Raw genomic sequence first — 21,224 nt, forward strand, 5'->3', positions numbered from 1 at the left:
TGAGAGGCATGAGCGACGACAGCGATGGCACCGACGACAAGAAGCCCCTCGACCCGCTGAGCGATTTCAGCATCCCGGGCGACACCGACCTACACACGACTGGCGACGCTTCGGGCGCCGACGGTGAGAAGGTCGCGGAGCCCGGAGCCGACGAGGACTGACGGGCCCGGGAGGCGGTCCGCATCGCTCGGGGTGGGTCTGGATCGGCGCGCTACTCGACCAGCGTGGTTCGCGAGCCGGGATGGTCGAGGAGGCGCCTCAGCGCCCGCAGAGGCGCGGCAGCCAGCCGACGAACGGTACGCGGTGGAAGGGAGTCGTGCGCGCTCCACTGCGCCACCGGCTCCGCGCCCGGGAAGGAGCGCCGCGTCCACGCGATCAGGTCCTCCACCGCCTCCGAGGTGACCGGCCGACGCCCCACCGGATGGCCGTTGCCGCCGACGAGCAGGCGACGTTCCCCCTCGCTCTCGGCATCGCGCACCGAGCGCGATGGCTCATCGACCGAGAGGTACATCCCGTCGGGGATCACCGCGTCGGTGTGGAACGCGATCGCGGATGACCGCAGCGCGGCGCGCTTGGCGAGGTAGAGACCGCGGTCCAGGATCGGCGCGCCCGTGAGCAGGTAGGCGCGGTCCCCCGTCACCGGTCCGGCGCTGGTGCGCACCTGCACGGGGGCAGTGGCGCGCATGCCGAGGGCGCGCACACCCTGCACCAGAGTGTCGCCAGCGGCGCGGAAGTCGGCGGCGAGCGCGGTGAGACGTCCATCGGGTCGAACTGGGCCTGGTCGTCGAGCGCGACCGCGACCGTGCTGGGGAACGGGACGTCGAGCTCGCCGACGAGCCGGGTCGCGAGGCCGAAGCGGCGAGCGGTGGCGTGCTCCTTCAGCACGGCGTCCGCTCCCTCGGGCGTCTGCGCGTAGCTGGAGGCGGTGCGCCGTTGCACGGGCACACCGGCGCTCTCGCAGAAGTCGATCAGCCAACGGAAGCCCGCCCATCCGGGTCCTCATTACTCAGGGGCCGCACGGCCCGCGAGCGACGCTACCCGGAGCCTTGGACATCCGCAGGCGTGGTTCGAGTCGCTCCTCCGAACGTACTCACCGTGCCGGATTCCACCCGCGCACCGCACAGAGACGTCGCCTGCACAGGAACGCAATTCTCAGGGCATGCCTCTCGCTCTTGTGACCGGCGCTGCGCGCGCGAACAGCATCGCCGCCGGCATCGTGCCTCGCCTAACCAAGGACGGCTGGACCGTCGTGACCAGCGACCTTCACGCAGGCGATATCCCCTGCGACCTGTCGACCGCAGAGGGCCCGGCGACGCTCGTCACCGAAGTCTCGAGCAGGTACGGGCCGATTGAGGCCTTAGTTCTCAGCCATGCTCACGACGTGGAATCGGGGATCCTCGACACCACCGCCGAGAGCGTGGACCAGCACTTCGCCGTCAACGCCCGCGCGTCCCTGCTTCTCATCGCCGCATTCGCCCGGCAAAGTGGAGAAAGGGGAGGTGCGATCGTCGCCTTCACCAGCGACCACACAACCGGGAACCTCCCCTACGGCGCCTCCAAGGGAGCGCTCGACCGCATCGTCATCTCCGCTGCCCGTGAGCTCGGCCCCCTTCGCATTTCCGCGAACGTCGTGAACCCCGGGCCGATCGACACCGGCTGGATAGACGACTCTCTCCGAGCGGCCCTCACCACTCAGCACCCGCTCGGACGACTCGGCACCCCGACCGACATCGCCGCCGTCGTCGCCTTCCTCCTGTCCGCGGAGGGCAGATGGATGACCGGCCAGCTCCTCACCGCCGATGGCGGATTCTCGGCACGACTCTGACCCGCTGCAGGATCATCACGCTTCCCAGACGAAAGTGTCCACCGCGCGGGCGGCGATGCGACGACGAGCACCACTGCCGTCTCTCTGGCGACCATCGCGCAGCTGACAGGCGGCTCAGACACTCAGAGCCAGCCCCAGCGCGTGAACAGCCGGTGCAGGACCACGCTCGAAGCGACCATTGCCGCGAGCGACGCCGGATAGCCCCAGGCGACGTGCAGCTCGGGCATCACGTCGAAATTCATCCCGTAGATGCTCGAAATCATGGTCGGCGCGAAGAAGATGGCCGCCCAGGCCGAAATCCGCTTGACCTCGTCGTTCTGCTGGTTGCCCACCTCCGCCAGCTTCTTCATGTCCTCGTTCTGGCGCTGAGCGACGAGGGTCGCGTTCACGGCCAGAATCTCGCGGAGCGTCGTGCGGAAACCGTCGACCCGCTCGGTGACCAGCGCGACGTGATCGGCGACGTCGCGGATGTAGCGGCGCAGCTCCACATCCGACTGGAACACCTCGAAGTCGGTGACGAGCCGGGTGAGCATGCCGGTCAGGGGAGCGACCGCGCGCTGGAAGTCGAGCACCTCCTGGCTGAGCTCGTAGATGCGGCGGGACACCGCCGGGTCGCCCTCGAAGACCTGCGCCTCGATCTCGTCGATGTCGTTTTCAAGCCCCGCAACCACGGGCGAGTACTGATCCACCACGGCGTCGAGGATCGCGTAGAGCACAGCGACCGGGCCGACGCGCAGCAGCTCCGGGTCGGCCTCCATCCGCCGGCGCACCAGCGAGAGGTCGGGCTTCTCGGAGTGGCGGACCGTGACGACGAAGTTCGCGCCGACGAACAGGTGCAGCTCGCCGAAGTCGACCTCCTCGCGCTGGTCGGAGTAGCTGGCAGCGCGCAGAACGACGAACATGTCGCTGCCGTAGCGCTCGAGCTTGGGCCGCTGGTGCGCGCTGATCGCGTCCTCGAGGGCGAGCGGATGCATCGAGAATTCGTCCTCAAGCGCCGCCAGCTCGGCCGCATTCGGCCGGTAGAGGCCGATCCACGCCATCGCGTCCGGCAGCTTCTGCAGGGCGGCGAGCGCCTCCGGGATGCTGCTCGGTGAGACGACCCGGTGGCCGTCCTGGTAGATCGCGTTGTCGACGGTGCTGGTGCGCGCCGGCTCGTCGTCCGGGCGGATTCGCTGGATCGGTGCGGTGTCCTCGGCGGCCGCACGGGTGCGCGAGCCCAGCCCGAGGATCGTCGCGGGGACGCGGGGTAGCTTCACGACCTTCTCCTCATGCTCGACCGACGCCCTATTGTGCACCCCCGGATGAACGGCAGGTGTCCGCTGCGCCACCGGTGTCGGAGGCTCTCACTAGCCTGGAGTCACTCCCGGACGACACAGATAGAGACGACCCGGAAGAGACGACCCAAAAGAGACGACCCAAAAGAGACAACACAGAAGAGAGGACGACCGTGAAGCTGCTGCACACCTCCGACTGGCACATCGGCCGCACCTTCCACGGGCACTCCACCGTGGCCGCGCTCGCGACGGTGCTCGAGGCCCTGGTCGAGACGGTGCGCGCCGAGCAGGTCGACGCGGTGCTGGTCGCCGGAGACGTCTTCGACTCCGCTGTGCCCGCCGCCGAGCACTACACGGTGCTCACCCGCATCCTCGAGGCGATCCGCGCGGCCGGGGCGGACGTCGTGCTGACCAGCGGCAACCACGACTCCCCCGCCCGGCTCGGCTTCCAGGCGGGGCTGCTGCGTACCGCGGGCGTGCATGTGCTCACCGATCCGGAGGCCTACGCCGAGCCGGTCGTGCTCCGCGACGCATCCGGTCTCGAGGTGGGCGTGCACGGCATCCCCTTCCTTGAGCCGGCGCTCTACCGCCACCGGCACCCGGAGGAGCCGCTGCGGCGCCACGAGGACGTGCTCGCTTTCGCGATGCGCCGGGTCCGTGCCGCCGCTGAGGCCGCCGGTCGGCCCTGGATCGTGCTCGCGCACTGCTTCGCGGTCGGGGCGCCGGCCGCGGTGCTCGAGCGCGACATCACAGCGGGCGGGCTCGACTACGTCTCGGTCGAGCACTTCGCCGCCGCCGACTATGCAGCGCTCGGGCACATCCACGGGCGGGCCCAACTCACGCCGAGCGTGCGGTACTCCGGGGCGCCGCTGCACTACTCGTTCGGCGAGGCCGCGAAGCCGCGCGGCGCCTGGCTGGTGACGATCGGAGCCGACGGGCTGGAGGGCGTCGAGTGGTCGCCGCTCCCAGTGCCGCGCCGGTTGAGCGTGATCGAGGGCGAGTTGGAGCAGCTGCTGCGCGATCCGTCGCTCGCCGAGGTAGAGGGCGACTGGGTGTCGGCGGTGCTGACGGATCCCCTACGCCCGCTCGAGGCGATGGCGCGCCTGCAGTCGCGCTTCCCGGGCTGCGCGACGCTGGAGCACCGGCCTCCGCACGCCGCCGCCAAGCTGCGGGCCTACGCCGAGCGGGTCCGCGGGCGCAGCGACGTCGATGTCGTCGACGACTTCCTCGCGCATGTCCGGGACGGCCACGGCGCCACCGCCGTCGAGCGTGCCCTCACCCTGGACGCTCTCGCAGCGGTCGACGCCGAGGCTCTGCGGTGAGGATCCGCCGCCTCGCCTTCGCAGGCCTCGGCCCGTTCCGCGCCGAGCAGTGCGTCGACTTCGACCGGCTTGAGGACGTAGGCGTCTACCTCATCGCCGGCCGCACAGGAGCAGGCAAGTCGACGATCCTCGACGCGATCGCGTTCGCGCTTTACGGCTCAGTCCCGCGCTTCGACGGCACGGCCTCGCGCCTGCGGAGCGACCACAGCGGGCCCGAGGACGAGACCTTCGCCGAGCTGGAGTTCGAGGCGGCGGGGCGGGTCTACCGGGTGCGCCGCTCGCCCGAGTACGCGCGGCCGAAGCGCCGCGGCTCGGGGACGACAACTCAACCCGCGAAGGTCGAGCTGCTGGAGCAGATCGACGGCTCGTGGGTCGGCCTCTCGTCGAACGCCAAGGAGGTGGCCAGGGACATCGGCGGCATCGTCGGGCTGACGAAGGACCAGTTCCTCCAGGTGATCCTGCTCGCGCAAAACCGCTTCCACGAGTTCCTGCTCGCGAAGAACGACGACCGGCAGCGGCTCCTGCGCACGCTCTTCGCGACCGAGCGCTTCGATCTGCTCCGCCGGCGCCTGCTGGAGCAGCGCGATGCGAGCGAGGTGGGGCTGGAGGAGGAGCGAGCGGCCGTGACTGCACTCGCCGACGAGGCCTCTCGGCTGGTCGACGACGGTGCCGAGCCGCCCGCTCCCGATGCGGCCTGGTTCGCAGGGCTGCCGGCCCGTCTCGCGGCCCCGCTCGATGCGGCCCGGTCTGACGCCGCGGCCGCCGACGCGGTGCAGGCAGCGGCGAGCACCGCTCTCGACGAGGTCCGCCGCATCGCCCGCGGGCAGGAGCGGCGTCGACTCGCGCTGATCGAGGCGGAGGAGTTGTCCGTCGCCGAGGCGCACGTCGAGCGCCAGCGAGCGGCGATCGAGCGCGCCCGCCGCTCCGACGGGGTGCTGCCGCTGCTCCGCTCGGCCCGTGCGGCGGACGAGAAGGAGCGGGCGGCGCTACGGCAGCGCGAGCTCGCCGCCGAGGCTTACGGCGACTTTGCCACGGGGCCGGCTGCCGAGACGGCCGAACGGCTCGCCGCCGCCCTGGGCGCCCTCGCCGAGGCGCTGGCCGACGAGCGCCGGCTTCCGGAGGCGGACCGTGCCGCCGAGCAGTCCGCACGCGCCGAGCGGGCGGCGGCGAGCGCGCTGGCCGGCCTGGAGGAGGAGCTGAACGAGCTGCCCGCCCGGGTCGACGCGCTGACCGCCGAGGAGGAGTCTCTCGCCGGTGAGGCCGCCGCCGTGGCCGTGCGCACCGACGAGTTCGCAGCCCTGGAGCGGAGGATCGCCGCAGTCAGCGAGCGCGACCTCGCCGCCGCAGACCTCCGGCTTCTCCAGACCGCCTACGCGGAGGCGGCCCGTGCGCACGGGGAGCGCGCCGCCAAGCAGGCCGACCTCGTCGCGCGCCGATTCGCCGGATTCGCCGGCGAGCTCGCCGAGCGCCTGACGCCGGGAGCGCCGTGTCCGGTCTGCGGCTCGCGGGAGCATCCCCGCCCGGCCGAGCACGACGGACCGACGACGGTCGGTACTGCCGACCTGGACCGCGCGCGACGCGCCGTCGAGAGCGCGGCCGCCGTCCTCGACTCCGCCCGCGAGCGCGAGGGCAGCGCCGCCCTCGCCCTGGCCGCGCTCGACGAGCGGGTCGGCGACGCAACCGAACTCGAACCGCTCCGGGCCGCACTCGAGGAGCGCCTGATCTCTGCCCGCGCCGCCGCCGCCCGTGCCGAGGGCCTGCGCCGCGAGCGGATCGAGCTGAGGGCGCGGATCGACGCACTCACCGCGAGCCGGGACGCCGCTCGCGCCGAGCACCAAGCGCTGGAGGGCGCTGCGGCCTCCGCCGCCGAGTCGTCGCGACTGCTGCGCGCGCGGGTCGAGGCCTCCCGTGACGGAGCGGTCAGCGTGACGGCGCGCGCTGAGGATCTTTCCTTACAGCGACGCCGTGCTCTCGCCCTGGTCGAGGCCGAGGAGGCCGCCCGCACGCGCACCGAGACGGCCGTATCGGTGCGGGCCGAGCTCGCCGAGGTCCTCCTCGACCGCGGCTTCGCCTCGGCCGGGGAGGCGGAGTCCGCCGCACTGGCAAGCGGTGACCGCGTTCGTGCCGAGGCGGCCGTCGCCGAGCACGAGCGGCGCCGCCACACGACAGAGGCGACCCTCGCCGAGCCCGAGCTGCGCGCACTGCCCGACACGCCCGCCGATGTCTCTGCCGCCGAGGAGCACTCCCGCGACGCCTCGGCCCGTCGTGACGAGGCGCGAGCCCGCCTCTCCGTGCTGGAACACCGCTCTTCGCGCCTTGCCGAGCTCGCTGCGGGGGCCGCGGGCCGCCTCGGCGCGCTCGAGGAGCGCCTCCGCCGCCACGAGGAGCTGCGCGCCCTGGCCGAGACCGTCTCGGGCCGCGGGCAGAACACCCGGCGAATGGACCTGGAGGCATTCGCTCTCGCCGGCCGCCTAGAAGAGATCATCGCCGCCGCGAACCTCCGCCTCGACGCGATGACCAGCGGCCGCTACGCCCTCGCCCACGACGACTCGCTTGCCTACCGCGGCGCCGCCTCCGGCCTTGGGATCGACGTGCTCGACGCGTTCACCGGCGTGCGGCGACAGCCCGCCTCGCTCTCCGGCGGCGAGACCTTCCTGGCCTCACTGGCCCTCGCGCTCGGTCTCGCCGACGTGGTGACGGCGCAGTCCGGCGGGATCTCGCTCGAGACCATGTTCATTGACGAGGGCTTCGGCTCACTCGATGCCGAGACGCTCGAGACGGCGCTCGGCACGCTCGACGCGCTGCGCTCCGGCGGCCGCACGATCGGCCTGATCAGCCACGTCGATGCGATGCGCGAGCGGCTACCGATCGCGCTGCACGTCGTCGTCGGACCCCGCGGCGACAGCACGATCCTCACCGGCTGAGGTTCGACCGATGCGGCGGGCGGGAGCCCGGCCGGAGAGGCCGATGCTGACGACGCCTCCGGCGATCCGCTCGCTTCTGGACACGCAGGCAAGCGCCGCTGCGGCCGCTGCTAGGGTCGTGCGCAGTGACACGGGGTGCCCGCCTGGGCTGAGAAAAGACCCGTTGAACCTGATCTAGTTCGTACTAGCGAAGGGATGTCGCGAATGAGCATTCGCACGCCTGCCCACCCGTCCCTCCCCGCCGACGCGGCGCCCGACTCACCGCCCGACTCACCGCCCGATCCGGCGTCCGTCGGCCGCGATCTCGCCGCGCTCCGCACCGCCGAACCGCTCGTGCAATGCATCACGAACGCGGTGGTCATTGGCTTCACCGCCAACAGCCTGCTCGCCCTCGGCGCCAGCCCGGCAATGTGCGATCTGCCCGGCGAGGCGGGCGTCTTCGCGGGCCTTGCCTCCGCCGTTCTCGTCAACCTCGGCACGCCCGGAGCGGAGCAGCGCGAGGGCGCGCGGGAGGCAGTCGCCGCGGCTACCCGCGCGGGCACCCCGTGGGTGCTCGATCCCGTCGCCGTCGGCCCGCTGCCCGTGCGCACCGCTCTCGCCATCGAGCTGCTGGAGGCGCGGCCCGCGATCATCCGCGGCAACGCCTCCGAGATCCTCGCCCTGGCGGGAGCCGGTGCAGGCGGTCGCGGAGTGGACGCGGTCGACTCCGTCGAGCAGGCCCTGGACTCCGCCCGCCGTCTCGCCCGCCGCACGGGCGGGATCGTCGCCGTCTCGGGAGCGGTCGATCTCGTCACCGACGGCGAGCGCGTCGTCCGGGTCACCGGTGGCCATCCGCTGCTGACTCGGGTGACCGGCAGCGGCTGCGCACTGGGCGCGGTGATGGCCGCGTTCCTCGGCGCAGGTGTCCGCCCGCTCGACGCCGCCGTCGACGCCTGCGCCGTCTGGGGCCTCGCCGCCGAGCGCGCCGCCACGACGAGCAGTGGCCCCGGCTCCTTCGCCGTCGGCCTCCTCGACGCCCTCGCAGCCCTCCAACCCGCCGAGACCGAGTCGGGCACGCGGATCGCATGAGCATCGACCTCTCGCTCCAGCTCGTCACCGACACCGCCCAGTGCGGCGCACGCGGCGTACCCGCCGTCGTCGCGGCGGCGGTCGCGGGCGGAGTCACGACCGTCCAGATCCGCGATCACGACGCCTCGGCCGCCGAGCTCGTCGCCCTGACCCTCGCGGTCGCCGCCGTCCTCACCGAGCGCACCACCCTGCTGGTCGACGACCGTGTCGACGTGGTCCTCGCCGCCCGCTTCGCCGGTGCCCGCGTGCACGGCGTCCACCTCGGCCAGTCCGACCTGCCCGTCGTCGCCGCGCGCTCACTCCTCGGAGCCGACGCCCTGATCGGCCTCACCGCGAACACTCCCGCGCACCTCGCAGCTGTCCGCGCCCTGCCTGCCGGCACCGTCGACTACCTCGGCGTCGGTGTGATCCGGCCGACCTCGACCAAGCCCGACCACCCCGCGCCCCTCGGCGTCGACGGATTCGCGGCCCTCGCCACTGCGACACCGCTCCCCTGCGTCGCCATCGGCGGGGTCGGCGCGCAGGACGCGGCTCCGCTCCGGCGTGCCGGTGCCGCCGGGCTCGCCGTGGTCTCGGCGGTCTGCACCGCCGTCGACCCCACGGAGGCCGCCCGCAGCATCCGGGCGCAGTGGGACCGATGACCGCCGACAGCGCCGCGACCCGCGCGGCCGCAACCGCCCTCCGCGCCCGAGCCACCCCACTCACCCCGCGTATCCCGCTCCCCCCGCGCATTCCCCGCGTCCTCAGCATCGCCGGCACCGACCCGACCGGCGGCGCGGGTATCCAGGCCGACCTCAAGTCCATCGGTGCGCTCGGCGGCTACGGCATGGCCGTCGTGACGGCCCTCGTCGCGCAGAACACGCACGGCGTTCGCTCCGTCCACCTGCCGCCGGCCGCGTTCCTCCGCGAGCAGCTCGACGCGGTGAGCGACGACGTAACGATCGACGCGGTGAAGATCGGGATGCTCGCCACCGCCGAGTACGCCGGAGTCGTTACGGAGTGGCTCGACGACGTCCGCCCGCCCGTCGTGGTCGTCGATCCGGTGATGATCGCCAGCAGTGGGCACCGACTACTCGACCCCGCGGCCGAGGACGCCGTCCGCACTCTGCTCCGTCGGGCCGACCTGGTGACGCCGAACCTCCCCGAGCTGGGCGTGCTCGCCGGAGCCGCTACCGCCTCCGACTGGCCGACCGCGCTCGCGCAGGGTGCCGCCCTCGCGCGGACCCTCGACGCAGCCGTCCTCGTGAAGGGCGGCCACCTCGACGGCCCCGCCACTCCGGACGCGATCCTGACCCCTGACGGCCGGGTGCGCGAGGTACCCGGCGTGCGCGTCGCCACCGCGAACACTCACGGCACCGGCTGCTCGCTGTCCTCCGCGATGGCGACGCTCCTGGCAGGCCGCGGCGCCGGCCGCAACGCCGGCTCCGACGCGCTGGTGGAGGCGCTGACTGCGGCGAAGGAGTGGCTGACCGGCGCCCTGCGCGCCGCCGAGGCACTCGCGGTCGGCTCCGGCACCGGCCCGATCGACCACTTCCACCGCCTCCGCCCGCCGGCGTTCTGCGCGAGTGTCTGGGCGGAGACGCAGCGGCTCCGCGACGAGATCGACGCGCTGCCGTTTGTGCGTGCGCTCGGTGACGGCTCCCTCAGGCGCGAGGATGTCGAGTGGTATCTGGAGCAGGACGCGCTCTACCTCCCCGAGTTCGCGCGGCTGCTGACCGTGGCGGCGCAGCGAGCGCCGACCACCATCGAGCAGGTCTTCTGGGCCGAGGGCTCGGCAACCGCTCTCGCGACGAAGGCGCAGCTGCACCGCGACTGGCTCGTCAGGAGGCAGGCGCAGCCCGCCCCGGTCACGCGCGGCTACGTCGATCATCTGCTCGCGGTCGGCTCCCGCGGCGGCTACGGCGAGATCGTCGCCGCCCTGCTGCCCTCCTTCTGGCTCTCCGCCGATGTCGGCTCACGCCTGGCGAGCGCGGGCCGCGCGGAGCATCCCTCCGCGGACTGGCTGCTCAGCTACGCCGATCCGGTGTTCGCAGCCGCCACCGAGAGGGCGATCGCCATCACCGAGCAGGCCGCCGCGGACGCGACGCCGCGGGAACGCGCTGCGATGCGAGGAGCGTTCCTGCGCTCCAGCGTCTTCGAGCGGGACTTCTTCGCGGCTCCGCTCGACCGGGCGCCGATCCGCTGATCGCGCCCGGTCCACGCGCCGCTCAGCCGATCGCCTCGCGCAGGACGTGCATGAGGGCGTCCAGCTGCACGGTGTCGGCCGAGGTGGTCTCGGCGTCCGCGCCGTCGAGCGCGCGGGCCGCGAGGCCGGCCTTGGCGTCGATGAGTTCGGCGATCTTCGCGTCGATGGTGTGCGCCGCGATGATCCGCCAGGCGGTGACCGGCTCCTCCTGACCGATGCGGTGCACACGGTCGATGGCCTGCGTCTGCTCGGCCGAGGTCCAGGACAGCTCGGCGAGCACCACGTTCGAGGAGGCTTGCAGGTTCACGCCGACGCCCGCCGCGGTGAGCGAGCAGACGGCGACCGAGACCTCGGGGTCCTCGTTGAAGGCGTCGATCTGGGTCTGCCGGAACGCCGCGGTCTGATCGCCGCGGATGGACACCGAGGCGAGCTCGCGCTTCTCGAAGGTCTCCTCCGCCTGGTCCATCACGTCGATGTGCTTGGCGAAGAAGACCACCTTGCCCACCGAGCGGGCCAGCTGCGAGGCGTAGTCGGCGGCCAGCGCCGCCTTCGCCTGGCCGATTCGGCGGACCATCGTGAAGACGTTCTCGCCGGTCTTGGCCGACTTCGACTCCTCCAGTTCGCTCTGCGCCACAATCCGGATGAATCGCTCACGCTCGTCGTCGTCGAGCTCGTGCGTGATCGAGGCGGTGACGGCCCGGAAGCGCTGAACCATCCGCGCTCCGAGTTCACGCTCGGCCTTCTGGATGGAGCGGCCGAGATCGTCGTCGAGTTCGACGGGCAAGTCGACGATCCGCTTCGAGGGCAGATCGGCGGCGACGTCGATCTTCTTGCGCCGGACGATGCCGAGGTCGATGACCGCCTCGCGCGCCTCCGGGTAGAAGCCGGTGTCGGCGGGAGTCAGGCCCGTCTCCTCCAGGCGGCCCATGAGTTCCGGCCCCGGCTTGGTCTCGTCGATCCAGCCGAGGAAGCGCCAGATGGCGCGGAAGTCGTCGACGTCGTTAATCAGCGGAGTACCGGTGAGCGCGATCATCAGCGGGTCGTGTCCCGGAGTGGTCTCGCGGATCCTCGAGGCCAGGGCGAGCACGCTCTGCGAGCGCTGCGAGCGGAGGTTCTTGATGAAGTGCGCCTCGTCGACCACCATGCCGCGAAAGCCCAGGCTCCCGAGCCAGCCGATGTGCCGGTCGAGGATGTCGTAGTTGACGATGACCACGTCGGCGAACGCATCGAGAGTGCCACCGTCGCCGTGGATCACCGTGGCGCGGCGCTGCGGTGTCCAGTGCTCGACCTCGCGCGCCCAGTTCATCTTGACCACGTTCGGCACCACCGCGAGCAACGGATACGCGCCCACGACGGAGGCGGCGAGCAGGCTCTGCGCGGTCTTGCCCAGGCCCGGCTCGTCGGCGAGCAGGAAACTGCGGTGGCCCTCGCGGGCGCTCTCGATGAAACGCGCCTGGTGCGGCATCAGCTCGCGCCCACGCGGGGAGACGCGGTCGAGCGTCGGCGGCTCCGGGAGCTCCATGCTCGCGGCCCGTCCACCCGCGCCGTACTCGAAGGCCTTGAAGAGCGGACCGAGCAGCTCCCAGTCATCCAGCCTGCGGCGGGGCGCCGGGGCTACGGCCTCCGCGATCGAGAAGTCCGGCGGGAGGAAGGGGTTCGCCAGCTGGCGGGCGCGCACCGACGGGGGCACGACCCGGTTCACCGCCACCTCGGCCTTGGGCTCCGGCTCGGTCACGATCAGCAGCTCGTCGGGGCTCAGCTCGGCGCCCGCCTCCAGCAGCCAGTCGCGGCGCAGCTTCTGCGCGGCCGGCGTGACGCCCGCCTCCGATTCGAGCAGCGCGATCAGGCTGGTGTCACGCGCAGCCGTCTTGGCGAGGATCGTGGCGATGCCGTCGAGCCGCTTCATCTCTTCGGTGCGCTGGGCGTCGCTGAGCGAGGTGTCGACCTTGACCCGCTTGCGCTCCTCGCGCATCAGCAGTGCGATCACCAGGAACTTCGTGCGGTTGGTCGGTCCGACCTTGCCGGTCTGGGCCTTCGCCTCCACCTCGCGGACGCGGCGGGCGAGGATCGGAATGATCCCCTCGTTGTCCACGCCGCGCGAGCGCGATCGGGGTCGGCTCCCGGCGGCATTCGACGCTCGACGCGCCTGACCGGACTGACGCTGGCCGCTGCGAGCCATGCTCCTCCTCGATGTGTGACGGGGGCGCAGGAGGGGTTCCCGCGCGCTGCCGTCGCCGTGCATCCGCCGGATCGCCTCCGGGGAGACGACGGGCGTCGGTGCATCCGGTGGCTGTCAGGAACTCCGAGCAACGGGCCTGAGACCCGGTCGCAGCATCCCCGGCGTGCGGGTGCAAAGGGAGTCTACTCCTCGGCGGGCTCTCGGCGGTCCTCCGCCGCGCGGGGCGGCGCGCCTGACGTCACTCCGGGGTCGGGACGCGGATGATCAGCCCGGCCGCGACGAGGACGCCGACCGCGGCGAGGCTCAGGGACGACCAGATCGCGTCCGGGAACGCGAACGGCAGCACCGGGTTCCACAGCACGAGCACCGGGACGAGCCCGATCAGCCACAGCAACGCGCGCGCCTGGATCGCGAACCAGCCGATGACCGCCGTGAGGATAGCAACCGGGTACCGGATCACGTCGTAGGCATCGGAGCCGACGAGGGCGAGCCCGGCCAGCACCACGATCGCTGCCAGGATCCCGGGCGCCAGCGCCATCCGCGCCCGGTCCCGCGACGGGTAGCGGGCGGCGGTCGTCCTGGCCGGCTTGCGAGTGCTCACCTCTTGATCGTACGGGGGCGGGTACCCCACCCGGGTACTGGCGACGGCGCGTAGGCTGGCCGAGTGATCGAGGACCTCAAGAAGCGCTCGCTGCACCGTGCCCGGATCCTCAGTGGCCAGATGCGCGGCCTCGAGCGGATGATCGAGAACGAGGACTACTGCGTCGACATCCTCACGCAGTCCCTCGCCATTCAGAAGTCGCTCGGCTCGCTGAATAAGGTCATCGTCGAGAACCACCTCCGCACGCACATCACCGCGATGTTCGAGGAGGGCGGCGAGGCCCGCGAGGCAGCGATCGCCGAGCTCGTGACCATCTTCCAGCTCTCCTACAACCGCTCGTGAGCGCCGCGCTCGTCGCCGCCGCCCGCGAACGTCCGCTGCTGCTCGACGGGGCCTGGGCACCGAGCTCGAAGCGCAGGGTGCGGCCGTCGACTCCGCCCTGTGGAGCGCCAGGGTCCTCCTGGACGAGCCCGAGCGCATCGTCGCCGCCCACCGCGCGTTCGCGGACGCGGGCGCACGGGTGGCGGTCACCGCGAGCTACCAAGTATCGGCGAGCGGATTCGCTGCCGCGGGCCTTGCCCCCGGACTCGTCGAGCACGCGCTCCGCGAGAGCGTCGCCCTGGCCCGGCGTGCGCAGAGCGGTTGGGTCGCGGCGTCCGTCGGCCCTTACGGCGCGAGCCTCGGCGACGGCTCCGAATACCGCGGCGACGACACTCTCACGGTCGACGAGCTGACCGCCTGGCATCGCCCGCGCCTCGAGGCCCTGGCCGCGGCGAGCCCCGACCTGCTCGCGGTCGAGACGATCCCCTCCGTTCGGGAGGTACGCGCCGTCGTGGCCGCGCTCGCCGGCTCCCCCGTCCCCGCCTGGATCTGCGTCAGCGGGCGCTCGGGCCGCACCGCGGCCGGGGAGCCGCTGGCCGACGCGTTCGCGGTCGCCACCGCCTCGACGGAGGTGATCGGCGTCGGAGTGAACTGCTGCCCACCCGGCGACGTCGCCGAGGCCGTGCGCATCGCCCGCTCGGTCACCGACAAGCTGGTGGTCGTCTACCCCAATAGCGGTGAGGAGTGGGACGCCGTCGATCGCCGCTGGACGGGCGACGCGGCCTTCGATCCCGCACTCGTCGCCTCCTGGCGTGCGGACGGGGCCGACCTGATCGGCGGCTGCTGCCGCATCGGTCCGGCCGCGATCGCCGCTCTGGGCCGCAGCCTAGAGTGCTCGTCAGCGTCCTCGCCGCCCGCGGTCCCCTGACACAGGTCGACGCGAGCGGGGCGTCCTGCCTAGGGACGCATCAAAAGCCGGGCAGCCGTGGTCGCGGTGATCTCACTCCGCCGAGCACCGGTGAGCCCCGCCTCCGCGAACCAGCGCTGCGCTAGGGCCCGCCACTGGCCCACTGTCGGTGATGTCGGCTGCCCGAAGTCCGACGAGTAGAGCAGAGGGCTCACCTCGCGAAGCACCGAGAGGTGCTCGTCGGTACTGATCCGGCCGAGCAGGTGGGTCAGCTCCGTGTGCTCGAAGGAGACGTCGAACTCCTCGGTCAGCTCCCGCACGAGCGGGCCTGCGTTCACTAGAGGGTGGAAGGCGTGGGTCACGAGGACCCGGCCAGCAGCACCCCGAGCTGCGACGGGGCCGAGCAGTGCCGATATCCGCTCGGCGGGCAGGTGCCCCGTGGCGATGACCGCATCGCAGGACCAGGCCATCTCGATGACCTCCGTCAGCGCGCTGACCACTCGTCTGCAGCTCAGATGATCGAGGAGAGCCGCGATGTCGCGCGTCGGAAGCGAGACGATCGGCCGCGGGCGGAACCGCTCACGCCTGAGCAACCGCTCGAGCGAGTGGGCATCGACAAGATCCGCCCACTGGAGGACAGCGACTCCTCCGACCAGGACCCCGTTCGACCGCCACAACCGTGTGGAGGACAGGGTCTCCCCGGCGTGGCGCTTGATCCAGACGACGCCGTTCACCCGGTCGTACTCCCTGATGGCTTCCGCGACCGAGGTCCTGCGCCGCGCCGCATCCGTCCCGGCATGAAAGTGCGAGTCGATGAAGTCGATCGGCCGGGGGTCAGCCACTGGCGCGGTCCCACGGCGTGGCATAGCCGAAGGATCTCCGCGCGGCGGCGAGCGGACTCCCTCCTCGAACGGCCACCGCGATCCGGCGTTCGGTCTCCTCGACCGACTCGGCCATCGCCAGAACTATCGCCACCCGGTCGGAGCGCACCACGATCGCGCCGTTGTCATCGGCGACCACCCAGTCCCCCGGAGTCACGGTGATCCCGTCGATGACGACGGGAATCTGCACCGCCTCGAGCCGGAGCCGATTTTTCGCACTGACCATCGCGACTCCCGCGCTGAAAAGCGGGTACTTCATCTCTCGAACGCCGGCCACGTCTCGGGCGAAGCCCGACACGATCGTTCCTGCGATTCCTCGTGCTTGAGCGGTCACGGTCAAAAGGTCTCCCCAGGTCGTGCACGCGAGTCCGGTCGGATTGACGGACACGATGATCGACCCCGGAGGGACATCGTCCACGTACTCCGCAGCACTGTGGAATCCCTGCCTCTGTGTCTCGAGAGGTGCGTACTGAACGGTGAAGGCCGGCCCTGCCGCGTAGGCTCCGGGCGATCGAGGGATGATGCTCCGCAGCCAAGTGCTCGGCTCTGCCAGCCCGTCCAGCGCATCGGAGACACTCGCCGTATCGAGACGCGATCCGCGTCGACTCCGCCGGCTCACGCCTCGTCCTCCCGATCGACCTTCGCGAACACCTCTCGCGCGACCTCCGTGGTGGAAGCACTCCCGCCGAGGTCGTCGCTGACAAAGCGTCCCTCCCGCAGCACGTCGCCGACCGCCCGCCTGAGCCTTCTCGCCTTCGCCGTGTCGCCGAGATGGTCGAGCATCGCCGCGATCGTCAAGAACATCGCCATCGGATTCGCTCGGCCGGTGCCGACAAGACGCGGTGCGCTGCCGTGGACGGGCTCGAAGTAGGCGTGTTCCGTTCCGACATTGCTGCTCGAGGCCAAGCCCAGGCCACCCATCACGCCGGCACCGACGTCGGAAAGGATGTCCCCGAACATGTTCTCTGCCACCAGAACATCGAAACGCGAGGGTCTGGTCACGATCCACATCGCCGCCGCGTCGACATTGATGATCTCGCTCTCGACAGCGGGGAAATCGGCTGCAACGGATTCGAGGACCTCCCTCACAAGGCGAGAACTCTGCCGAAGGACATTCGGCTTATCGGCCACGGAAACGAATCCCCGTCGCGATGACGCCAGTGCAAAGGCAGCGCGCAGGAGGGACTCAAGCCCACTCCTGGTCTGCAGCCGCACCGTCGCGGATGTCCCCGACGGTCCGGACAAGGCCGCGTTGGGATGAGAGGCGACCACCGACCAGAGAGGCTCGGTCAGCGGGAACTCGTCGTAGCCGGCGTAGAGGCCCTCCGTGTTCTCGCGGACGACGACGAAATCGAAGGCTCCCCCGCGGAGGTCGAGAATCGGCCTGACGTTCACCGTCAAGCCGAGCTGCTGGCGAAGCTGGACGACCGGAGAGACATACACGCAGGACGCGGGATCGAGTCCCGGCGACAACTCCGCCGCTGCTTCCCTCGCCGGTTTGCTGGTCACCGCACCGAGCAGAGTCGCGTCGGAGGCCCGGACCAGCTCCCACGTCCTCGCCGGGATCGGATCGCCCTCCTCACGCCAGCACTCCCAGCCGATCTCTCCGGCCACCAGCTCAAAAGACGGGCACAGCCGCTCGAGGACCGGCGCAGCCGCAGACATGACCTCCCGGCCGATACCGTCTCCCGGAAGGACGGCGATCGTCGTCCTCGCCCCCCTCACCGCAGCTCCTTCTTCAGCATCGCGCTCACGACCCGCGCGACCCGGTCGGACTGGTCGAGGTGAGGACGCATGCCTGCGCCGCCCAGCTCGACGATGGTTGGAGCATCGCAGCGGCAGACATCGTCTCTGCCTGCCAGACGCGACTTGCTTCCCACCACCGTGATGTGCCGCCCTTCGCTCTGCGAGCGCCCGCACCGGTAGTCCGTCAGCGCCTGCAGTCCGGCGAGGAGACGCCGCCTCATCGCAGGCTCGGGTCGACGCTCCTCCTCCCCTTGCGCTGCGGGGACGCCGCCCGCGAATCGCTCAAGAAGGCCCGCGGCCTCAGCGACCCCCTCGCCCGCGGCGACGGTGATCACAGCCGCGAAGCGCGAGCGGAGGCGCTCCGTCGCGCCGCTCGGCGCCGACACCGTGAAGGTGACGACACCCTTGTCCAGGTGAGAACGGAGCTCGTGCGCCACCACACCGCCCAGGGCGTTGCCGAGAAGGAGCGAGGCGTCGGCGAGCTGGGGACACTCCGCCCGCCAATAGTCGGCGACCTCCCCGATCGTCGTCGCGCCGTCCTCGAATGCTGCGCAGGTGTCGAGCGAAACAACGTCGAAGCCCACCTGCTCGAGCTGAACGCCGATCGCGCCCGGGAAAGTGTGGCAGTCGTGCTGGACGTGCAGCGGCTGGAAAGAGACCGCCAGCTCCCTCATGAGAGTGCACCGGCGAGAAGACCCGCGGCCCGCACTTGCGCATGGCGATCCAGGATCTCAGCCAGCCGGGGACTGTGCTCGATCGAGAGATCGAAGTAGCCGAGCAGCATGTCGGTCAGATCGAGACGAGGAGCCGCCTCGGCGACGTTCTCGCCGAGCCTCGTCGATAGTTCGAGCAACGAGCCCAGGTCGAACCGGCCCGATCCCAGCCGGCGCTGCGAGAGGTACGCCAGCCATTGCTCCGCAACGAGATTCCCCGCCCCTTTCCCCATACCCAGGACAGCCGAGTCCACCCACGTCGCCCCCGCGTCGACCGCGCGGATGGTATTGACCAGCGCCAGGCCGAGGTGATTGTGCGCGTGGAGTCCTATAGCGAGTCCCTGGCCGGAGAGGGATGACTCGACCAGCGCATCGACTTCATCGGGCAGCAGACTGCCGTTCGAATCCGCGAGATAGAGAGCAGTGACGCCGAGGTCGCTGACCGCGTGGACGATCCGCCGCAACCGCTTAGGTGGGACGGTACTGACCCTTGTGACATTCACACAGACGACATAGCCGATCTCGACAGCACGCTGAGCGCAGTCGAGACTACGACGGGGATCGGAGGACGAGAAGCAGATGCGGACGAGCCGCGCGCCGGCGTTCCACATCTCGTCGAGATCATGAGCGCCGAGATTTTCCGGGTGCACCATGATTCCGATGTTCTCCGGGCCGATCTCGCGGGCCATTGCCGCGATGTAGTCGTCGCCGCAACTCTCGGTCAGGCCATCGGTGCGTTCCGGCCGTGACGACCCGTTTCTGTAGCCGATCTCGACCCAGTCGAATCCACTGGCGACACTGGAACGAGCATGCGCCAGCGCATAGTCGAGAGAGAAATTGAAGGAGTTGCGGTAGCCCCCATCGCGGAGGGTGACATCAATATTCGTGATCACAGCGTGAGTTCCTTTGGGTCTGTGGACGTTCTAGCGGGCGACCGCAGCGTTACCGGAGGCGGAGCGATCCGCCCGGCTGCGCGGACGCAAGAGCACGAGCGCCGCCGCGCAGAGCACGATGATCGCCGAGGCGAAGAGGACGAAGGCCGCCCCGTCACCGATTGCGGCGGCGAGGAAGCCGACGCCGAGAGCAGGCGCAGACAAAGCGACGTACGCCAGGACGAAGTACGCCGCGAGTACCGCGCCGAGCTGCGGTGCCGGAGCCGCGAGCGTGACGATGCGCGTCCCCGTCAGGAAGGACAGCCCGAAACCGGCCCCGCTCAGCACTGCTCCTGCAACGGCGAGCGGTGCGCTGGCGAGAACAGCGCCCGCCGCGGTCGTGGCGGTCCCTACCCCGAGCGCGAGCATCGCGTATGTCGCCGCGCGTCGGGGCGGGACCGAGGCGGCCATCAGCGTCCAGAGGACCTGGACCGCGCCGCCCACTCCCTGAACGGCGAGGACCACAATGCCGGCGACGACGTGGCCGTGCACGCCCAGCAGGGAACGCGCGAGCGAGCCGCCGAGCGCGAGGTACAACCCTCCGACCGACCAGGCGGCGGTGACGCAGAAGGACGCCACCAGGAAGTCCCGGCGCATCCCCCGCGGGACCGAGGGGCGCTGCAGCGCGAAGAGTCGAGCCCCCGGTGCGCGATCAGTTCGTGGTGAGAGCAGCGCGACCCCGAGCGCCGTCAGCAGGCTCGCGCCGGCGAGCACCTCGAAGGGAAGAGCGAGAGGCGCGCCCCAGTCGAGGACCGCGCCACTCCCCACCGCTCCCGCCGCGATGCCGAGAGTGCTGACAATGCTGTTCGTTCCGGCCGCCGCGCGCTGATCTGAGCGGGGATGGGTCTCGGACAGCGCTGCGCCGGCGGCGCCGGTCGAAATGCCTGTCGCGACTCCCTGGATCAGCCGGGCGAGGATGAGTACGGGAAGATTCGGAGCCAGCGCAAGACCCACCATCGACAGGGCGAGAGTGAGCATCCCCGCCACGAGTACCGGCTTGGTGCCGATCCGATCCGAGATCCCGCCCGCGGTCAGAAGAGCGGCTATGACCCCCAGGGCGTATACCGCGTAAGCGACAGTGACTGCGGAAGTGGGAAGTGACCACTGCCCCTGAAAGTCTGCGTAGGCGGGTGAGGGGGCACCACTCGCGGCGAGGGTGATGCCGAGCGCGGCTGCGACGACCACATAGGGTGCTTGACGCGTGCGCTGCTTCAGCTCGTGGCCGGTCGTCATGGCTCCTCTTTCCTGTCAGGAATTCTGTTCACCTACCAATCAGAGGTGAGGACCGCACAGTATCCTCACGACGGCCTGCGAATCGAAGAGCGAATCGCTGTGGTGAGGAAGGGCTTCGCCTGGGTCGGCGCAGCCTCGAGGGAGGAAGACACCGATGACGGCACGACTCGAAGACATCTCCGTGCGACATTTGCAGTACGCCTTGGCCGTGGAGGCGGCCGGGTCGATCACCGGTGCCGCCGAGACGCTGCGCATCGCGCAGCCGAGCGTGAGCCAGCAGATCCGGAAGCTGGAGGCACGCCTGGGGACGCCCCTTTTTGAACGGACGAGAACCGGCTTGACCGTGACTCCCGGGGCACGGGACTTCCTCCGCACCGCCTCACTCCTTCTCGGGGGGCTTCACGAAGCGGCCGCACGGTTGAACGACGTGGCCAGTCCGTGGAGGGTGGGGATCAGCCCGGGACTCTGCCGCGATGTCGTCGCAGAGGTGGAGGCGGCCCTGCACAGCGTGCAGCCCGACGCGCGGATGCAGTGCAGCGCCGATTCCTCCAGTGCGATGATTCGTGCTCTCGAACGGGGGACGCTCGACGTGGCCGTCGTCCGCTCTCCGGTCGGCGAACCCTTCCTTGTGTACGCGCCTCTCGCCAGCAACGAGCTGGGTGTCGTCGTCGGACCGCAGCACCCCCTTGCGAACGAGGCCGGCATCACCTGGGATCATGTGCGGGAGTTCGCTCTGCTCTGGTTCGACGACGAGAATGCGCCGAACTACGCCGCCGAGATCCTCGCTCACCTCGCTCGAAACGGCTGGTCCCCTACACTTGAGCGCGGACCGGCCCGCCATGCTCTGTTCCAGCACCGACTGATGACCGACCACGTCCTCGTGGCTCTGCGGCCCGCGGGTACGAGAGGGTCAGCGGCCCCGCTGTGCTGGATACCGTTCGTCGAGGACCCGCCCCTCGAGCACCTGGTCCTCGTCGCGATGCGCGGCACCCGTGCGGGCGCGCTCGTCGCGAGGCTCGGAGCCGCACCCAGGCAATGACCTTCCCCGGCGTGACGAACGCCTCTTGGACGGCGCCCGCCCGCCCGCCTACGGTGACTCGTGGACCTCGTCAC

21 protein-coding genes and 1 riboswitch are annotated in these 21,224 nt (G+C 70.9%); of the genes, 10 read left to right on the forward strand and 11 right to left on the reverse strand.

From position 1 onward, the window contains the following. Window positions 1-8: 8 nt before the first annotated feature. Entirely contained in the window at window positions 9-161 is a 153-nt protein-coding gene (locus tag C1O28_RS15115) for a hypothetical protein (protein WP_160487464.1), read from the forward strand. A gap of 50 nt (window positions 162-211) precedes the next feature. Here the strand turns inward: C1O28_RS15115 and C1O28_RS07915 are convergent, their stop codons facing one another. Together C1O28_RS07915 and C1O28_RS15120 are read right to left on the reverse strand one after the other, a co-directional pair. Beyond that, window positions 212-667 carry an FAD-binding oxidoreductase/lyase gene (locus C1O28_RS07915; protein ID WP_164861111.1) on the reverse strand — a complete coding sequence of 152 codons (456 nt, stop codon included), beginning with the start codon at window positions 665-667 and terminating at the stop codon, window positions 212-214. After that, complete coding sequence (locus tag C1O28_RS15120; RefSeq protein WP_146077372.1) at window positions 637-939, reverse strand: hypothetical protein; 303 nt, start codon at window positions 937-939, stop codon at window positions 637-639. The genes C1O28_RS07915 and C1O28_RS15120 overlap by 31 nt, the downstream gene beginning before the upstream one ends. A 220-nt stretch (window positions 940-1,159) precedes the next feature. Between C1O28_RS15120 and C1O28_RS07920 the strand changes: the two genes are divergently transcribed. Then, the gene (locus C1O28_RS07920; protein WP_097167261.1) at window positions 1,160-1,825 is read left to right on the forward strand and encodes an SDR family oxidoreductase; all 666 of its coding nucleotides are present in this window, start codon (window positions 1,160-1,162) and stop codon (window positions 1,823-1,825) included. Between the two features lie 122 nt (window positions 1,826-1,947). Here the strand turns inward: C1O28_RS07920 and C1O28_RS07925 are convergent, their stop codons facing one another. Next, window positions 1,948-3,081 (reverse strand): magnesium and cobalt transport protein CorA, encoded by a 1,134-nt coding sequence (locus tag C1O28_RS07925; protein ID WP_102063265.1) that lies wholly within the window; start codon window positions 3,079-3,081, stop codon window positions 1,948-1,950. 191 nt (window positions 3,082-3,272) lie between these two features. On the opposite strand from C1O28_RS07925, the gene C1O28_RS07930 reads away from it, so the two are divergent. The 5 genes from C1O28_RS07930 to thiD all read left to right on the forward strand — a co-directional run bounded on the left by C1O28_RS07930 (window position 3,273) and on the right by thiD (window position 10,598). Further along, window positions 3,273-4,421 (forward strand): exonuclease SbcCD subunit D, encoded by a 1,149-nt coding sequence (locus C1O28_RS07930; protein WP_097167262.1) that lies wholly within the window; start codon window positions 3,273-3,275, stop codon window positions 4,419-4,421. Then, on the forward strand, window positions 4,418-7,345 hold the full coding sequence (locus tag C1O28_RS07935; RefSeq protein WP_097167263.1) for an AAA family ATPase: 2,928 nt from the start codon (window positions 4,418-4,420) through the stop codon (window positions 7,343-7,345). Before C1O28_RS07930 ends, C1O28_RS07935 begins: the two co-directional genes overlap by 4 nt. A 121-nt stretch (window positions 7,346-7,466) precedes the next feature. Further along, window positions 7,467-7,558, forward strand: a riboswitch (TPP riboswitch). Then, the gene (gene thiM / locus C1O28_RS07940) at window positions 7,550-8,413 is read left to right on the forward strand and encodes a hydroxyethylthiazole kinase (protein ID WP_097167264.1); all 864 of its coding nucleotides are present in this window, start codon (window positions 7,550-7,552) and stop codon (window positions 8,411-8,413) included. It overlaps the preceding riboswitch by 9 nt. Further along, window positions 8,410-9,054, forward strand: coding sequence for a thiamine phosphate synthase (thiE, locus tag C1O28_RS07945; RefSeq protein ID WP_097167265.1), 645 nt, complete (start codon window positions 8,410-8,412; stop codon window positions 9,052-9,054). The genes thiM and thiE overlap by 4 nt, the downstream gene beginning before the upstream one ends. Beyond that, window positions 9,051-10,598, forward strand: a complete 1,548-nt coding sequence (thiD, locus tag C1O28_RS07950; protein WP_097167266.1) for a bifunctional hydroxymethylpyrimidine kinase/phosphomethylpyrimidine kinase — start codon at window positions 9,051-9,053, stop codon at window positions 10,596-10,598. The genes thiE and thiD overlap by 4 nt, the downstream gene beginning before the upstream one ends. A gap of 22 nt (window positions 10,599-10,620) precedes the next feature. On the opposite strand, the gene C1O28_RS07955 is transcribed toward thiD, so the two are convergent. Together C1O28_RS07955 and C1O28_RS07960 are read right to left on the reverse strand one after the other, a co-directional pair. Continuing rightward, the gene (locus C1O28_RS07955) at window positions 10,621-12,777 is read right to left on the reverse strand and encodes a DEAD/DEAH box helicase (RefSeq protein ID WP_097167267.1); all 2,157 of its coding nucleotides are present in this window, start codon (window positions 12,775-12,777) and stop codon (window positions 10,621-10,623) included. Between the two features lie 238 nt (window positions 12,778-13,015). Then, on the reverse strand, window positions 13,016-13,378 hold the full coding sequence (locus C1O28_RS07960; RefSeq protein ID WP_097167268.1) for a DUF6804 family protein: 363 nt from the start codon (window positions 13,376-13,378) through the stop codon (window positions 13,016-13,018). Window positions 13,379-13,441: 63 nt separating this feature from the next. Here C1O28_RS07960 and C1O28_RS07965 point away from each other — a divergent pair, with 63 nt between their 5' ends. After that, the gene (locus tag C1O28_RS07965) at window positions 13,442-13,720 is read left to right on the forward strand and encodes a metal-sensitive transcriptional regulator (protein WP_097167269.1); all 279 of its coding nucleotides are present in this window, start codon (window positions 13,442-13,444) and stop codon (window positions 13,718-13,720) included. 97 nt (window positions 13,721-13,817) lie between these two features. Next, entirely contained in the window at window positions 13,818-14,627 is an 810-nt protein-coding gene (gene mmuM, locus C1O28_RS07970) for a homocysteine S-methyltransferase (protein ID WP_244210532.1), read from the forward strand. A 29-nt stretch (window positions 14,628-14,656) separates the two neighbouring features. On the opposite strand, the gene C1O28_RS07975 is transcribed toward mmuM, so the two are convergent. The 6 genes from C1O28_RS07975 to C1O28_RS08000 are packed head-to-tail and all read right to left on the reverse strand — an operon-like array spanning window position 14,657 to window position 20,111. Further along, window positions 14,657-15,448 (reverse strand): DUF6282 family protein, encoded by a 792-nt coding sequence (locus tag C1O28_RS07975; RefSeq protein WP_097167271.1) that lies wholly within the window; start codon window positions 15,446-15,448, stop codon window positions 14,657-14,659. Then, window positions 15,441-16,106, reverse strand: coding sequence for an RraA family protein (locus C1O28_RS07980; protein WP_097167272.1), 666 nt, complete (start codon window positions 16,104-16,106; stop codon window positions 15,441-15,443). Before C1O28_RS07980 ends, C1O28_RS07975 begins: the two co-directional genes overlap by 8 nt. Continuing rightward, a complete protein-coding gene (locus C1O28_RS07985) occupies window positions 16,103-17,212 on the reverse strand; it encodes an isocitrate/isopropylmalate dehydrogenase family protein (RefSeq protein ID WP_202129269.1) in 1,110 nt (369 codons plus the stop codon). The genes C1O28_RS07980 and C1O28_RS07985 overlap by 4 nt, the downstream gene beginning before the upstream one ends. Next, the gene (locus tag C1O28_RS07990) at window positions 17,209-17,907 is read right to left on the reverse strand and encodes a hypothetical protein (protein WP_097167273.1); all 699 of its coding nucleotides are present in this window, start codon (window positions 17,905-17,907) and stop codon (window positions 17,209-17,211) included. Before C1O28_RS07990 ends, C1O28_RS07985 begins: the two co-directional genes overlap by 4 nt. Further along, the gene (locus tag C1O28_RS07995) at window positions 17,904-18,839 is read right to left on the reverse strand and encodes a beta/alpha barrel domain-containing protein (protein WP_097167274.1); all 936 of its coding nucleotides are present in this window, start codon (window positions 18,837-18,839) and stop codon (window positions 17,904-17,906) included. Before C1O28_RS07995 ends, C1O28_RS07990 begins: the two co-directional genes overlap by 4 nt. Window positions 18,840-18,869: 30 nt before the next feature. Next, complete coding sequence (locus C1O28_RS08000) at window positions 18,870-20,111, reverse strand: MFS transporter (RefSeq protein WP_097167275.1); 1,242 nt, start codon at window positions 20,109-20,111, stop codon at window positions 18,870-18,872. Between the two features lie 154 nt (window positions 20,112-20,265). On the opposite strand from C1O28_RS08000, the gene C1O28_RS08005 reads away from it, so the two are divergent. Beyond that, window positions 20,266-21,150: a LysR family transcriptional regulator gene (locus C1O28_RS08005; RefSeq protein WP_097167276.1), complete on the forward strand. Its 885-nt coding sequence runs from the start codon at window positions 20,266-20,268 to the stop codon at window positions 21,148-21,150. Window positions 21,151-21,224 lie beyond the last annotated feature (74 nt).

The organism is Rathayibacter rathayi (assembly GCF_004011095.1).
Classification (GTDB): Bacteria; Actinomycetota; Actinomycetes; order Actinomycetales; family Microbacteriaceae; genus Rathayibacter; species Rathayibacter rathayi.